Below are 14,986 nucleotides of genomic sequence, written 5' to 3'. Positions count from 1 at the left end.
CGCCTTGATCTCGACCAGAACCTCGCCCGCCTTCGGGCCGTCAAGGTTCACCTCCATGATTTCCATCGGCTTGCCCGCTTCAACGGCAACCGCAGCTCTCGTCCGCATGATATAGGTCCTCCCTCCGGTCTTACCCGGGCTTTTCAACCAAAAGTATAGGCCGGTACCTCGACCGGACAATTGAGACCTTGGTTGGTATTCGGATGCGTAGACTCTCATTCGCACTCCGCTAAGATCACGGCATGAGATCAGCTGTCCGATACCCCTTGCTGTGTGCCGTTCTGGCCACTTGTCTGAGCCTGCCGCCCGTCGCGGTCCGGGCCGCCGACTTCTCCGATCCGACCTGGCCCTGCATTCAGCGCAAGGTTGAGAACCTGTCGGTCGGCCTGATGTGGCCCTACCCGGTCGAGCCGGTTGATCTGCCCTCCGACATTCAGCAATCGGTCGACACCCTTGTCAGCCGCCTGGTGCTGCGCCGCATCCCGGTCGAGGAACTGGCCCCCGATGTCGCGGCCTTCGCCGAGACGCACGGACATCAGGTGACATTGCTGAGTCACGTCTTTTCCAAGGCTTTCAACACGCTGGCCGGCACAAGGCGGAAGCTGATGACGGGGATCGGGGACTATTCGCTGAAGCAGATCGCGCTGGCCGAAAAGATTGATGACACACGGGCCAGAATGGATGAACTGATGGCCGCCGACAGCCCCGATTTCGACCAGGTCGACGCGCTGGAGGAGCAGCTTGACTGGGACGAACGCATCTATACCGATCGCGCCCGCTCGCTCACCTATGTCTGTGAATCACCGGTGCTGATCGAAAAGCGTCTCTACGCCATCGCGCAACTGTTGCAGGCGGCCATGACGGCAGAATAGGTCGGTAATTTGATGAATTGGTCTAACGGCAGCTAGGCGGACAAAGCTGCCGTTCGCAGTCATTTAAGGTTGGGTGCAATCTCCAGCAACTTCGCCAACTGATCTGCGCTGTCGAAGTCTTCCGGCATTCGGTCGCGTTTGCCCTGCCATTGTTTTGTCACGGCCCAACTGCTTCGGTACGCTTTGACAGAAGCGATGATTGTTTCCTTGGCACGCGCTGACGCTGCTGGACAGTCGTCAAAGCCAGGCTCCCAAAGACAGCAAGGGCAAATCGTTACGCCAATTTCTCCACCGTTCTTAGTATAAGCCGGAGATTGTGCATAATCTGGAAAGCCGCAAACTGGGCAGAGTAATGAGCCGTTGTCATTGGTAACGTTAAAGGAAAGTGGGTTTGTCATTCATTGCTTCTAAGTCAAGGCTCAACTCAGATGCAACGCCATAACTGATGGCAAGACATAGTCTGCTTTGGGCTCAATGCGGTCATTGCGCCGTAGTGGGATTTTCCGGGGATCACTCCCATTCAAGCTCGGTAAACGCGACGGTGGCGTTGCGTGGATTGTAGCTTTCGAACAGTTCCCAGTGGGACCGTTCCGAGGCAGCGATGGTCTCGATCGCCTCCCCCATCCTTTGGCCCGCGTCGATGGCCGCGCGCGTGTCCGCGGCCAGCACGCCAAGGTAGCGCAGCATGGGCTGGGCGCCCTGCGGCCAATCCAGCAGCGGGCCGCCATGACCGGGCACCACCCGGCTTACCGGCAGCCCCGCCATCTCCTGCAGCACCTCCTGCCAGCCGCGCAGGGAGCCATCCAGCGCAGGCGTGTGCCGGTGAAACACCAGATCGCCGGCAAACAGGATACCGCTGGCCGGGTCGAAAACGGTCAGGTCGGTTCCGGTATGCGACCGGCGCCAGGCACGCAGGGCTAGGACCCGCCCGCCCAGGTCAATCTCGGCCCCGTCCGCCACGGCTAGATCGGTTGCCACCGTATCGGTGCCGATGAAACGTTCCGGACCGATCAGTACGGACAAGCTTTCCAGGTAGTTTTCGCGCCGGTCCGCAAGCGCCCGGTCCAGCCCCGCATGGCCGGTTATATCTGCGCCTGCCTCGGCAAAGACGCTGGCACCCAGGGTGTGATCGGGATGCATGTGCGTAAGGATCGCATGGCTGACCGGCAGGTCCGTACGGGCACGTATTGCGCGCCACGCCGCCTCGCCCATCCAGCGGGCGCTGCCGCTGTCGATCACCGCGACCGAACGGTCGCCGATCACGAAACCCAGGTTCGCGACGTCCCCGGCATTGCCGAGGTCGGGCTCGGCAATGGCCCCCATATGCACAAAGACACCCGGCGACACTTCGGTAAAGTCCAGCGCCACGCCCGCTGCGCGGCATTCCGGGCCGCCCTTGGCCTCAAGCCCGGCAAACCGCCCTTCCAGCACCGGCGGCGCCTCGTCCAGCAGCTTCTGGCACGCCGCCAGATCGGGCGCCTCATATCCCGGCAGCAGAACCGGGCGGCAGTCCTGGCCGGCAATCAGACACAGGGTCAGGATGGCTTCGTACATGCGCGGACATCCCATTGAGTTCCACCGGTCTGAACCCTGCCCCGGCACGGGATTGTGATCCAGACAGACCATTGGCCTAGTGTTTTTTACCCGTTTTTGTGGCATAAACATGCATGAAAACGCGCAAAGCGGAAGGAAACGGCATGAAATTGATAAGATTCACGCTGCTTGCGGCGCTTTTGTCCGGACCGGCGCTGGCAACCGACTCCACGCACAAGAACCCGCTGACCGACAGCGAAAGCTGGCAGGGTCTGCGCGGTGATATCGTGGGCGATGCCGAGGTCGCCGACGGCACCGCCCTGTTCGAGGTCGATGCCCCCTATCGCGCCCATGATGCCGCCACAGTGCCCGTGGTGATCCGGCAAACCGACCCGGCCCTGCGGATCGAAAAGGCCACTGTCGTCGTTGACGAAAACCCCGCACCGATGGCCGCCGACATGACGTTCGGCCCGGCGATGGCGCCGCTGAACATGGAGGTGCGTGTGCGGGTCGATCAGTATTCCAACATCCGCATCATCGCAGACACCGATCAGGGCAAGTTCATGAATGGCCGGTTCGTCAAGGCGTCGGGCGGCTGTTCGGCCCCGGCCTCCAGAGACCCCGAGCAGGCGCTGGCGGGAATGGGTCAGATGCGGCTCAAGCATTTTGACAAAGAGCCCAAGATGTCGACCCCCCGGCGCGAGGCACAGATCATGATCCGCCACCCCAACTATTCGGGGCTGCAGCGGGATCAGATCACGCAGCTGTTCATCAACGCCCATTTCATCAACACGCTCGAGGTGCACCAGGGCGACGATTTGCTGTTCCGGCTGGAGGGCGGGATTTCGATCAGCGAAAACCCGGTCTTCCGGTTCGAATATAATGACAACGGGGCTGAAACCCTGCAGGTGCGGGCAACCGATACCGAGGGCAACGTGTTCGAACAGGTTCTGCCCAAGAGCGGTCAGACCTGACCGGGTCAACGCATCGCCGCGCTGCTTTTGACCAGAGCCGATGCCCTGGCGTGTTGGTGGGCGCGATGTCTGAGGCAAAATGCGGCCCCGGCTTTCGCCCCCACTCTAGAAACAGAGAATTTCCGATTCCGCCTGTGCCCGCCTGAGATCGGCGACAAGCGCGTTGGCCGAGGCGGCCGAGCGGAATACCGCCATGCGCTCGCCTCCGGTCAGGCGCAGCGACAGAACCGTTTCCGCCTGCACGTATTTCTCGTAGGGCAGCAACGAGGCGATGACGTCGATCGAACAGGCGCATTTTTCCAGTATGTCCCGGCTCTGACCATTGCTGGCCATGCAGGCGAACACGTAATCGGCCCGCGCGGCGGTGGGATAATCGTTCAGGGCACCGGGTGCCTCCTGCGCCGATAGCGCCCCGGCGGTCAGCAAGAGTGCCGCAAGCGCCGCCCTCATTGCGCCGCCTGCGTGGTCTTGAACGTCAGGGTCGATGAATAGACCGGCGGTCTGCCATCGGGGCCCGGCACATGGGCGCGCAGAACGTGATACCAGCCGGGCACCGCCTCGGACATCGTTACCTCGAGTATGAGGGCGCCGAAACCCTGCATCCGGTCGCTGTTGGGATCGCCTTCGAACGGTCTGATCGCGACCGTATGGCTGGCCACGGTCGCGCCGTCGAACACGATTTCGCCCGCGTCCATCTGGCCCGGTTCGACCAGCGATTCCTTGACACGGTTGCGGATGTAGAACGGGCTGCCCCCGGCGGTCTCCGCCATGTCGCGAATGACCGTTTCCACGAAATAGAGGATGATCGGGTTGCCGACCCGGGCGGGAAATGCGCCCAGGTTGCGGTACTTGCCGCCTTGGGTGAATTTCAGCCGGGCCTGTGGCGGGTCGCCCGCCGCGAAGCCCAGTTCGATCTGGCCGGTATCCCGCTCGGCGGCCTCGGGCTTGAGCGTGTTGACCACGTCGCGGGTGTAGACCAGCGTGCTATCTGCCGGAAAATCGTCCAGCGTGCCGGTCTTGAACAGCAGATCATAGGGCAGCGCCCCATCGTTTCCGGCCCGCGATTGGGCCGTCAGAACCGTCATTGCCGCGACCAGGCAGATCAAAAGCTTGCGCATGGATATTCCTCCCGCAGCACAGCGTAGTACAATGCCCGGCAGTGTCATGCGATACTTTTGTCGGTGGCCGCCATGGCACGGGTCTTCCAGTCGATCAGCGGGCGCAGGCGCGACAGCTGCACCGGTTTGGTCAGCACGGTGAAGTCCTCTTCGGCCCCTGCCCGCACAAGCGCGACGCGGCGATCGGCAGTGATCATGATCGCGGGCACATGGGTGCCGGTTTCCCGGCGCACCTGCCGGATCGACTCGATGCCGGTATCGGCGCCGTCCAGTTGGTAATCGGCAAGGATGATGTCGGGTGCCATGCCAAGGTCGCGCACCGCTGCCAGCGCCTCGGGGGTCGACCGGGTGCCCAGCACGCTGGCGCCCCAGCTTTCCAGCTTCTGCACCGTGGCAAACAGCACATCGGGTTCGTTTTCGATAACCAGAACGATCAGGTCCAGCTCGGTCTCGGACACGTTCCTGAGCGGTAGTTCAGGCATCGCGACCGGCGGGCGCTGCGACACGGTTTCGATCTCGATCGAAAAGACCGAACCAACCCCGGGTTTCGAGCGGACCCCCACCTCATGCCCCAGATGGCGGCAGGTACGGTCGACGATCGACAGGCCCAGCCCCATACCGGTGCCCGCAGGTACGTTTTCGGCGCGCGTGAACTCATCAAAGATGCGTTTCTGATCCTTGTGCGAAATCCCGATGCCGGTATCCCAGACCTCAAGCACCACCGACTTGCCCCGCCGTCGGCAGCCCACCAGCACGCGCCCGTTCTCGGTATACTGGATCGCGTTGACCACCAGATTCTGGATCGACCGGAGAAGGTAACGCTGGTCACTGCGCACCCAGACAGAGCTTGGCACAACGTCAAGCTTCACGCCCTTCTTCGCGGCGATCGGCGCCTGGTCCTCGATCACGGTGCGCATCATCGTGCCAAGGCAGAACTCGCTGGGCGAAAGCCCGCTGCCGGTGCTTTCCAGCCGTGAGATGTCCAGCAGCGCGTGCAGCAGCGTTTCCATCGAGTTGAACGAACCATCCAGCCGCTCGATCATGGTTTCCAACTCCGATCCGCGCGCCATGTCACCCAGCGTGGATATCAGAAGCTTGGCGGCGTTGATCGGCTGCAAGAGGTCGTGGCTGGCGGCGGCAAGGAAGCGCGTCTTTGACGAGACCGCCGCCTCGGCCGCTTCCTTGGCCAGGCGCAGCTCTTCCTCGACCCTGGCCTGTTCCTCGTATTGCCGGGTCAGGCGGCGGTTGGCCTCGGTCAGCTCCGAGGTCCGCGCCTTGACCCGTTTCTCAAGTAGCTGGGTGGTGCGCGATTCCAGCGTCACGTCCTTGATGTCCACCAGAAACCCGCCATCGGGCAGCCGGTGCACATGGAGGTCCAGAACCCGCCCGCTGGCGTGGCGCAGCCGTTCGCGCAGCTGGCCATCGGTGCGCAGCCGGGTCATCCAGTCCCGGACGCCCTGCAGGTCGGAAATCGAGATCAGGTAGTTGTTTTCGATGAATTCCCAGATCTGGGAAAAATTGGTGCCCTTCTGCAGCAGGATATACGGCAACCCCAGAAGCTCGCGGAAGCGGTCGTTGTGGATCATCACGGTGCCGTCGCGCGAGAACGTGCAGATGCCAAGGCTCATATGGTCGAACGCCGCCTGCAGGTAATGCGCCTGCATGTCGATCAGGTCGTCGCGCTCGGACCGGTTCTTGCGCACGATATCGGTAATTTCGGTCTGCAGGATGATCACATTGTCCGAACTGGTGCGCTGCTGGCTGATCTGGAACCAGCGGTCATCCTTCAGTTCCAGCACGAATGTATGAAGCGATTCCCCAGTCGGCCCATGCCGTGCCTCGGCGAACTTGTCATGGGTATGCGTGTCCCCGCGCACGGTCTGAGCGCTGTTTTCCAGCCCGTCGAAATAGGCGTCCACTGTCAACCCGGGCAGGATGACGCCGCTGATATCCGGCAGGAGGGTCTTGAAGAGGTCGTTGCAGACCTGCAGCTTGCCATCGGTAAAAAGCGCAAACCCGCCCTCCATCACTGAAAGCGCGTCGGCCAGGTTCTTCTGGGTCTGCTCGCGGTCGAAACGGACCAGTTCCAGCTCGTTCGAGGCGCGCTCCAGATCGCGCGTCTTGGCCCAGACCTGCTCCTGAAGCGAGATCGCCGACTGGAACGCCGCATAGGCCGAGTGCCCGACCTCGTGCTGGCGCCCCGCGCGGCGCACCAGCGCGTCGATGATCTTGGCCTGTTTGGCCACCTGTACGTCGAGCGGGTCGTTCGGGTCGATCAATGCAGCGCCTGCTTTCTGGGTTCAAAAAAGGCCACGCCCACGAAGGTCTGGTTCACATGCACACCGCAATGCTGTTCGCCGTAGGTGTTGAACCCCAGCACCCGGCGCTGGCGCAGCGCGTCCGAAACCGCATCGGTGATCTGTTTCTGGTCGATCTCGAGCTTGCGCAGGAAACAGTCGAACCCAAGGATGAAATCGGGCGGTTTGCCGCGGGCGCTTTTCACGTCCAGCCCGGCATTCAGCGTGCGCAGAATTTCCTTGCCGCGCCCCAGCGTCAGCAACAGCCCGTCGTCGATCGCCGAAAAGAAGGACAGCGCGCCGCCCGCCTGCACCTCCTGTATGGCGCGCACGTGATAGAGCGCGTTGTTGCGCACCAGAACCGGGTTCTCGGCAAAGACCTGGGGCGACAGATCCCCGACCGAAACGCCGACCAGGCGCGCATATTCCGCCGCCGCCGGGCTGCCGTTGATCTCAAGCACCAGCCGCTCCTCGGGGACGGCGCCTGTCACCACCATCTGGTGATCGGTGGGCAGGAAATGGTCGAAACCCAGCCCGGTGAATTCCAGATCGGTTTCCAGCAGCAGCACCAGCGCCGCGTTGCTGTGGAAGGCGCCGCCATGCAGCACCGCGGTGTCGCGAAATTCCAGCGCGTCGCCCGCCGATCCGCCGAAAACCGGCATCTCGCCCAGTCCGGTTTCCAGCGCTGTCACCAGCATGTCCTCCTGTTTTGACAATCCATCGCTGAAGGTCAGGGCCAGGCGGTTCCAATTCGCGGTTTTCCGGAACTGCATCGACAATTTGCTCAGATCCGACGCAAGCTGCTTGATCGGCAACGGCTTGAGCGGCGATACCAACTTCGTCGCGCAGCGGAAATGACGCTTGGAAAACGCGATCATCAGAAACGCATCGGATTCATACCCGTTCGGCGTGATCTGCCCCGCCGTGGTGCAACCATGAATGGGCAATCCCTGGAACTGCGTTTCCAGCGCCGCGGCAACACCTTCGCGGTCGATGCTGCCGGGCACGAAAGCCAGCATGAAACAAGCCTCATCGGCATCAATCTGGTGCGCCATGTCCCGAACCGCATCGGACGGATCGGCCTCATGCGAAACCGCAACGGCAATCGCGGAAGAGGTGTTCAGAACATTGAGCATCACCTTTTCCCCCGGGTCACGCGTCGGGCGGGTCGTCTGTTTCGCCCATATCTGCTTCGATCGCGCTTTCCAGGCTCACGCTCTCGACCAGCACTGCCGCCTGGGTCCGGTTCTGCACGCCAAGCCGGCGCAGCAGCGCGGTGATATGGGCTTTCACCGTCGCCTCGGCCAGCGACAATTCATAGGCGATCTGCTTGTTGGGCTTGCCGGCGCAGATCAGCTTCATGATCCGCGCCTGCTGCGGCGTCAGCGCGGCGATCTTTTCGTTGATGTTCTTCATGTCCACCGAATACCGCGCCGGGTGCGGCGCGCGCTGGTAGCCGGGGGGCAGAAATTTCCGCCCAGCAAGAAGCTCGGTAAAGGCCGATTGCAAGATCTGCGTCGACGCGTCCTTGGGCACGAATCCCACGGCACCCGCCTCCATCAGCGCCTCGATTACATCCCCCGAGGTCAGCGACGAGATCACCAGGATCGGTGTACCCGGCAACCGGTCGCGCAATTGCATAAATCCACTCAGCCCGGTCACATCGGGCAGCTTGAGGTCCAGAATCACAAGATCCGGATCGAAACTCGGGCCAAGGCTCCGCATTCCTTCGGTCAACGTCGATGCCGTCTTGATCCGGCATTCCTGAAAGCTGTGCCGAAGGGTCGACGCAAGCGCATCGCAATAGAGCGGATGGTCGTCGATCACCAGCACATCGTCAAAGCGGCCGGGGCTATGCCCCACCGGATCATGTTTCATGAAACTTCCTCCCGTCAGGAGGTTAGCAAAAATCCGCCGGATTTCGCAATACAACCGCGCAGGATGGCAATTTCCCGCTTTCAGGGCTGTTTTTTCGTCGGCGGTGACGGAAGGCCGGGCGGCTTTCTGTCGCGCTGGCGCGCGAGGAAACGCCGGGCGAACTGCCTCGGGTCGAAGTTTCTGGCCGGAACCCGGCCGAAAATCGCGTTGTCCAGCTCCTGCAGCAGCTCCGCGCGCGTGCCGTCCACCCCCTCCTGCCGCATCAGCTGCGCCGCCGCACGCCGCAATGCCGGCAGCTCGCCTGCCCGCGCGGCCCGCCGCAGGGCCCGGCGGCTCGGATCGAAGAACACGTGCGATACGCCCCCCAGCCTACGCCCCGACAGCATCGCCGCGAGCCCGGCCAACAGGGCCGCCAGGCCAGCACCGGCCAGCATTGCCGGACGAAGACGCGTTTCCTGCGGGGGCTGCAGACCCGGCGCCGCGGCGGGTATCTCCTTCATCGCGATCCGTTGCGCGCTGATCGTCACCTGGTGCGATTTGCGTGTCTGCGTGTCGAAATAGTCGAAGGTCAGAGGCTCCAGAATGGCTGACGCGCCGTTCGTGGGCCGCACCGTCCAGCGCCAGAACGCCACCGAAACCGGCCCCTGCGGCGACAGTTCGACCAGCCGTTTTTCCGGATGGGCGAAAATCATCGCACTGGGCGATTTCAGCTCCGGCATCGGCGGGATCATCTCGGGGGCCACGCCCACGGCGGTCACGCGAATGACCCGCAAGACGCCTTCCCCGTCGCCCAGCTGATCGGGCGCGTTCGACCACTGGTCGTCGATCCCAAGCCGCCGCACCGGGAACCACCAGTCCGACCCCGCCGGCTCGGGCGCGACCTGCAGGGTGATCGGCGCAGACCGGACGTCGTGCGCGAACCAGTCATCCCCTTCGTCGGTCAGGGTCAGGTGATGCACGAAAGGTCCAATCGTCAGCGTACCGCTCTGATCCGGATACAGCGCCATCCGGCGTTTGAAATTCTTCACCGTCTTGCCGTTCAGCCGGCTTTCATACCAGTGATCCTGCCCCAGCTGCATCCAGTTGAACCCGCTCAGGTCCGGCTGTTCGAGGTCTTCCAGCGTGATGTGGCGGCGATAGACGCCGTGGATGGTCAACAACACCATTTCCTGACGGTAAGGTGTGGTGTTGCCCTGCTCGATGGTGACCGTCAGGCTCAGGTCCTCGGGATTGACCTCGCGGGTTTGCGCCAGCGCGGCACCGGCCAGCATCAGCAATATGAAAACCAGCGCTTTCATCGCGGATCCTCCGGGTCGGGCGGGGTCAGGCCAAGTGTCCTGCGGCGCTTGCTTTCGTGGCGGATACGCGCCGCCAGATAGGCGCCGGGGACATCCTCAAGGGTCTGCAGCCAGCGCCGGTTGGCGACGATGAACTTGTCGTCGAACACCTTGCGCACCCGACCGTCCCCATGGCTCGCCAGTTCCGGCAGGCCCGGAAGCGCGCCGCTGTTGGTCGTGTCGCTGCCCGTCCCCGCAGCCCGCGCATTGCCCTGCGCAACCGCTGCTTCGACCGCCGGCCCATCACCGTCCTTCTGGGTGAACCACGTGATCGGCGCCTCCGGGTCAAGCGCCAGGCCCGCGTAAAAGGCGGCAACCAGATCGAAATTCGCCGCCGCCCGCTCGTCACCGCCCAGCCGGGCGATGTCATAGGCCTCCAGCGCCGCCGCATAGCGCCCGGCCCGCACATGCGCGTTGCCCAGGTTCAGCTGCGCGCCGGCCTGCGCAAAGGCCTCGGCGGCGCCCTCGGCGTCCCCCGCCCGGTAAAGCGCCACACCGCGCCAAGCCGGATCGCTGAAAAATCCGGTCGCGATTCCCGGCAGACCCAACCCCAGCAAGACCCGGCCCATCGGCGCCGTCCCGCCTGCGGCCAGCGCGATCAGCAGGCACAGAACGCCAAGCGCCGCGATCAGACCCCGCCTCATCCCACCGCCCTCCGCCGGAACAGCAGCGCGACCGGCACCAGCGCCGCGATCAGCAGGTACCGCCCCAGATCGAACCGTAAGAGCAGCGGAAAATCCTGCCGTTCCAACCGGGTACGGTCCGGCGCGCCGAGATAGGCGGCGAAAGCGTCTATATCCGACAACCCGAACACCTGCCCGCCCCCGGTGGCGGCAAGGCTCTGTAGCGCGGGCGCGGCCCGGGGCACGACCAGCGACAGCCTTCCGCCCTGTGCCGCGATTTCGGCGGCGGCACTGATCGCCGCCGGTCCCAGCCCGGCGCCATCGCTGACCAGCACGATATCGGCGGCCAGCAACTCCGCGCCGCGCATCATCTCCAGCGCCTGCTGCAGCCCCAGATGCGGCCGGCTGCCGGGATCGGGCACCGTGTCAGCATCGATCAGCGACAGGCTTTGACCCAATTGCCGGGTGTCGGCGGTCAGATCGGTCGCGACATAGGCATCCCCGGCAAAGACCACCATGCCCGCCGGGCGGCTGCCAAGCGCCGCGATCCCGAACCGGCCCATCGTCTGCATCGCAGGCCAGTGCCCGTCCTCGAAGACCGAGGTCGAGGCATCGAACACGAAGATCACGCCGTCCATGTTGCGGAACGCTGCCGTATCGCGCCGTTCAGTCGCCGGACCCGCCAGCGCCAAGGTCACGATCCCCGCCGCGACCAGCGCGGCCAGATGCGGCGCCCGCGCGCCGCCCGCCTCGATCCGCCCAAGCGCGCCAAACGCCCGCAATAGCGCCGGATCGATCACCCGGGGCCAATCGCCCAGCCCCGCCACCCGGCGGCGAAGGGCAATTGCGGCAACGGCCAGCGCCGGCAGCGCCAGAAGCCAGAGAGGCCTGAGCAGGGTCAGATCCACAAGCCAGCTCATTCGACCGGCCTCCAGGCGAAGATCAGGCACAACCCAGCCGCCATCGCCGCCGGCCAGACCCAGAACTCGCGGTAAAGCTCCGCCGCCAGCCCGTCACTGTCGGTGGCTTCCAGCCGGGCCAGCGCCGCTGTCACCTCTGCCAGATCCTCGGTCGTGCGCACCCGGAAGCTGGTGCCGCCGCTCAGTTCCGACACCGCCCGCAGCGTCGCCGCATCGACAACGCCCCGTTCGCCCGGGTCGCTGCTTTCAAGGTCTTTCGGCCCAAGGGCGATCGTGTGCACCCGCACCCCCAGTTCTGCCGCAAGCTGCGCCACGGCGCGCGGTTGCGTGGCACCGGCATTGTTCACGCCATCCGACAACAGGATCACCACCCGCGCCTTTGCCTGCGAACCCTCCAGCCGCTTCAGCGCCAGCCCCAAGGCGTCCGACATGTTGGTGGCCCGCCCTGAAATCCCGATCGTCGCCTCCTCGATCCGCTGCGCAATCGCCTCGGTGTCAAAGGAAAACGGCGCGGCGTAATAGGCCTCTGACCCGAAAACGATCAGCGCCACGCGGTCCCCGGCCCGACGCCGCACGAAATCCGCGCCCACGGTCTTGACCGCCTCCAGCCGCGTCACCTGCCGCCCGTCCAGGTGGAAATCCTCGCGCACCATCGAGCCGGACAGGTCGATGGCGATCGCCAGGTCGCGCCCTGAAACCTTGAGCGCCGCAACCGGGCTCAACTGCCGCGGCCCTGCCAGTGCCAGCACCAGCAGCACCCAGATGACAATCGGCAAAAGGGGAATGCGTTTGGCCGAAAGCCCACCCTGCCCCGCCTCGGCCAGTAGCCGCCGCCCGATCCGTTCGGGAACCGCCAGCGCCGCGCCGTAGGCCGCGCGCGGCGGCAACAGGGCCCAGGCCAGCAGCGGCAGCGGCAGAAGCAACAGGAACAGGGGATCGCTCAGCTCAATCATGGCCCGTCAGTGCCGCTTCCAATACCGTTGATTCCGGCATGCCACCGGGATGGTAGAGCCTGTCCGAGAGGGTCGCAAAAGCCTCGGGTCGCGCGGTCTTCAGCAGATGCAGCAGCATGATCCGGCGTTGCTCTTCGGGCAGTGCCTTCGAGGCGTCGACCTGTTGCGCCAATGTGGGTGGGCGCCGCGCGCGCTGTCGTGCACTTGTGAACAGCCGCAGCACCGTGCCCAGGCAGAGCGCCAGACACAGCCCCAGACCGATCACCAGCAGAAAGTCGGCCAGCAGGCCGCCGGGTGCGTCAACCGGCAGGCGTATGTCCTGCAACCCGGCCAGCACGGCCTCTTCGGTAAGCGCCCGGTCGGTCATCGCTGCGCCTCCAGCGGTCCGTATTCCGCGCTGATCCGCCAGGCCATGTCGCCGGGGTCGGCCCCGGCGTCCAAGGTCAGTGCCGGGATATCAGCAAGATACTCTGCGGTCGCCTCTGCCGCTGACGGTGCAGAACTGCCCGCTACGCGCAACCGGCGCCGCGTGCCATTGGGTAGCCGCACCGGGTAGAGCCCCGGCGGCAGCGCGTCGGCGGCATCGGCAATCCGAATGAGGCGCGGGCTGGTGCGCCGCGCCATCTGCCCCAGCTCCGCGGCCAGGTCCGCGCCGGGATCGTCAAGGCCGGAGGCAATCACGATTTCGGCGCCCTTGGCGGCCACGCGGGCGGCCCGCGCGATGCCGGCGTCAAGCGGTGGTCCGGGGCTGTTATCCGTTTTCATGCGGAACAGCGCCATTTCATGGGCCCGGACCAGGCCGCCGATCACCGCCAGCATCCCGCGCACCCGGCCACGCGCCGGGACCGCGACCGGCTGGGCGGCGCCCAGGGTGATCAGACCCACGCGCCCGCCCTCATGAATGACGCGCCAACCGATTAGCGCCAGCGCCTCGGCGGCGGCGACCGAGCGGAACGCGCGGCGGCTGCCCCACAGCATCGGCGGGCGGAAATCGGCCACCAACAGGGTCACACGGTCGCGGTCCTCCTGGAATGCCCGCACATGCAGCACGCCGGTACGGGCCGTACTGCCCCGGTCCAGATGGCGGATATCGTCGCCGCTGACATATTCGCGCACATCCGCAATCTCCTGACCCTGACCGCGTTTGCGGCTGACCAGCCCGCCGGGCAGCGCCGAAAGCGCGGGCGGGTCCGGACGCAGCAAGGCAATGTCGCGAAGCCCGATCAGGTGATCCGCGCGCAGCGTGACCCCCGGATGATCGAGCGCGGCGCTCATAAGGGCTCGACCGCGTCCAGCACGTCCGCGATCAGGGCGCGCGCGGTGCGCCCCTCGGATGTGGCCCGCCAGGACAGGACCACCCGGTGCGACAGCGCGTCCGCGGCCACGGCGGCGACATCCTCGGGCAGCGCGTGGTCGCGCCCGTCCAGCCAGGCCCGCGCCTTGGCGGTTGCCGCCAGCGCCAGCGATCCGCGTGGACTGATCGCATGGTCGATCTCGTCGGCAAAGGGCGGCGCGCGGGTGGCGGTAACCAGACGCACGATATAGTCGCGCAGTGGTGATGACAGGTGCACTTTCATCGCCTCGGCCCGCGCCGCACGCACGTCCTCCAGCGTCAGCCTGACCGGCGCAGCGCCCGGCGCCTGCGTCTCGGCCTCGACCAGGTCCAGGATGCGCCGCTCGGTTTCGACATTAGGAAGCTCCAGGAACAGGTGCAGCAGGAACCGGTCCAACTGCGCCTCGGGCAGCGGAAAGGTGCCCTCATGCTCGATCGGGTTCTGTGTGGCGACCACCAGGAAGGGATCGGGCAGCGCGTGGGTCTCGTTGCCGCTGGTCACCTGGTTTTCCGCCATCGCTTCGAGAAGCGCGGACTGCACCTTGGGCGGAGCGCGGTTGATCTCATCGACCAGAACCAGGTTGTGAAATACCGGCCCGGCGACAAATTCGAACTCTCCGCTCTGCGGCCGAAACACCGGTGTGCCGGTCAGATCCGCAGGCAGCAGGTCGGGGGTGCACTGGATGCGGGCAAAGCCACCGTCAATCGCCTCGGCCAGCCGCTTGACGGCGCGGGTCTTGGCCAGCCCCGGCGCCCCCTCGATCAGCAGGTGACCACCGGTCAGCAGCCCGATCAGCAGCCGTTCGATCAGTACCTCGTGGCCCACAAGCCCGGCAGACAGATACCCGTGCAGCGGATCCAGCCGGTGCCGCCCGTTCTCCGCGTCCATGCTTTGCCCCTTCGCTCTCAACCCGTTTCAGGGCCCATGCTAACCCGCAGACGGTGTCGCGCAAACACAGCCCATGGTCCCGGTCCGGCAGATCACCATTACAGATCGCCATTGCCGGTTACCCACCCGACCTGCCACATGCGCTGTTCCGTGGTACTGACCACGCGAAAACCCACGAGTTATAGAAAAACCTGCGCTAATGGGGCCTTGCGACGATACTCACGCAAGAGAGGCGGCAATCGTTATTTTCTGTCTCTTC

General features: G+C 64.8%; 16 protein-coding genes. 2 read left to right on the top strand and 14 right to left on the bottom strand.

Annotation, left to right across the window (positions count from 1 at the left end; all coding sequences use genetic code 11):
* The first annotated feature begins 242 nt into the window (after nt 1-242).
* The gene (locus tag AAFO92_RS17585; protein WP_347537321.1) at nt 243-872 is read left to right on the top strand and encodes a hypothetical protein; all 630 of its coding nucleotides are present in this window, start codon (nt 243-245) and stop codon (nt 870-872) included.
* Between the two features lie 59 nt (nt 873-931).
* Here AAFO92_RS17585 and AAFO92_RS17580 read toward each other — a convergent pair whose 3' ends face one another.
* A complete protein-coding gene (locus tag AAFO92_RS17580) occupies nt 932-1,270 on the bottom strand; it encodes a hypothetical protein (protein WP_347537320.1) in 339 nt (112 codons plus the stop codon).
* A 112-nt stretch (nt 1,271-1,382) separates the two neighbouring features.
* The gene (locus AAFO92_RS17575) at nt 1,383-2,426 is read right to left on the bottom strand and encodes a quinoprotein relay system zinc metallohydrolase 2 (protein ID WP_347537318.1); all 1,044 of its coding nucleotides are present in this window, start codon (nt 2,424-2,426) and stop codon (nt 1,383-1,385) included.
* Nucleotides 2,427-2,569: 143 nt separating this feature from the next.
* On the opposite strand from AAFO92_RS17575, the gene AAFO92_RS17570 reads away from it, so the two are divergent.
* On the top strand, nt 2,570-3,379 hold the full coding sequence (locus tag AAFO92_RS17570; RefSeq protein WP_347537316.1) for a quinoprotein dehydrogenase-associated SoxYZ-like carrier: 810 nt from the start codon (nt 2,570-2,572) through the stop codon (nt 3,377-3,379).
* Between the two features lie 105 nt (nt 3,380-3,484).
* Here the strand turns inward: AAFO92_RS17570 and AAFO92_RS17565 are convergent, their stop codons facing one another.
* The 12 genes from AAFO92_RS17565 to AAFO92_RS17510 form a co-directional block, all read right to left on the bottom strand.
* Nucleotides 3,485-3,829 (bottom strand): hypothetical protein, encoded by a 345-nt coding sequence (locus tag AAFO92_RS17565; RefSeq protein WP_347537314.1) that lies wholly within the window; start codon nt 3,827-3,829, stop codon nt 3,485-3,487.
* The gene (locus AAFO92_RS17560) at nt 3,826-4,497 is read right to left on the bottom strand and encodes a hypothetical protein (RefSeq protein WP_347537312.1); all 672 of its coding nucleotides are present in this window, start codon (nt 4,495-4,497) and stop codon (nt 3,826-3,828) included. The genes AAFO92_RS17565 and AAFO92_RS17560 overlap by 4 nt, the downstream gene beginning before the upstream one ends.
* Nucleotides 4,498-4,541: 44 nt before the next feature.
* The gene (locus AAFO92_RS17555; protein ID WP_347537311.1) at nt 4,542-6,776 is read right to left on the bottom strand and encodes a PAS-domain containing protein; all 2,235 of its coding nucleotides are present in this window, start codon (nt 6,774-6,776) and stop codon (nt 4,542-4,544) included.
* Nucleotides 6,773-7,930, bottom strand: coding sequence for an FIST N-terminal domain-containing protein (locus tag AAFO92_RS17550; RefSeq protein ID WP_347537309.1), 1,158 nt, complete (start codon nt 7,928-7,930; stop codon nt 6,773-6,775). Before AAFO92_RS17550 ends, AAFO92_RS17555 begins: the two co-directional genes overlap by 4 nt.
* Nucleotides 7,931-7,946: 16 nt before the next feature.
* Nucleotides 7,947-8,672 carry a response regulator transcription factor gene (locus AAFO92_RS17545; RefSeq protein WP_347537307.1) on the bottom strand — a complete coding sequence of 242 codons (726 nt, stop codon included), beginning with the start codon at nt 8,670-8,672 and terminating at the stop codon, nt 7,947-7,949.
* Between the two features lie 80 nt (nt 8,673-8,752).
* A complete protein-coding gene (locus AAFO92_RS17540; RefSeq protein WP_347537305.1) occupies nt 8,753-9,970 on the bottom strand; it encodes a hypothetical protein in 1,218 nt (405 codons plus the stop codon).
* Nucleotides 9,967-10,653, bottom strand: a complete 687-nt coding sequence (locus AAFO92_RS17535) for a hypothetical protein (RefSeq protein WP_347537304.1) — start codon at nt 10,651-10,653, stop codon at nt 9,967-9,969. The genes AAFO92_RS17540 and AAFO92_RS17535 overlap by 4 nt, the downstream gene beginning before the upstream one ends.
* A complete protein-coding gene (locus AAFO92_RS17530; protein ID WP_347537302.1) occupies nt 10,650-11,552 on the bottom strand; it encodes a vWA domain-containing protein in 903 nt (300 codons plus the stop codon). Before AAFO92_RS17530 ends, AAFO92_RS17535 begins: the two co-directional genes overlap by 4 nt.
* Nucleotides 11,549-12,505, bottom strand: coding sequence for a VWA domain-containing protein (locus tag AAFO92_RS17525; RefSeq protein ID WP_347537300.1), 957 nt, complete (start codon nt 12,503-12,505; stop codon nt 11,549-11,551). The genes AAFO92_RS17530 and AAFO92_RS17525 overlap by 4 nt, the downstream gene beginning before the upstream one ends.
* Nucleotides 12,498-12,872, bottom strand: a complete 375-nt coding sequence (locus AAFO92_RS17520; RefSeq protein ID WP_347537298.1) for a hypothetical protein — start codon at nt 12,870-12,872, stop codon at nt 12,498-12,500. The genes AAFO92_RS17525 and AAFO92_RS17520 overlap by 8 nt, the downstream gene beginning before the upstream one ends.
* On the bottom strand, nt 12,869-13,780 hold the full coding sequence (locus tag AAFO92_RS17515) for a DUF58 domain-containing protein (RefSeq protein ID WP_347537296.1): 912 nt from the start codon (nt 13,778-13,780) through the stop codon (nt 12,869-12,871). The genes AAFO92_RS17520 and AAFO92_RS17515 overlap by 4 nt, the downstream gene beginning before the upstream one ends.
* Nucleotides 13,777-14,727 carry an AAA family ATPase gene (locus tag AAFO92_RS17510; protein ID WP_347537294.1) on the bottom strand — a complete coding sequence of 317 codons (951 nt, stop codon included), beginning with the start codon at nt 14,725-14,727 and terminating at the stop codon, nt 13,777-13,779. The genes AAFO92_RS17515 and AAFO92_RS17510 overlap by 4 nt, the downstream gene beginning before the upstream one ends.
* Between the last annotated feature and the right edge of the window lie 259 nt (nt 14,728-14,986).

Source organism: Roseovarius sp. CAU 1744 (genome assembly GCF_039839345.1).
Lineage (GTDB): Bacteria > Pseudomonadota > Alphaproteobacteria > Rhodobacterales > Rhodobacteraceae > Roseovarius.
The sequence above is the reverse complement of the archived record's forward strand: the minus strand, read 5'-3'. Positions and strand labels throughout refer to the sequence as shown.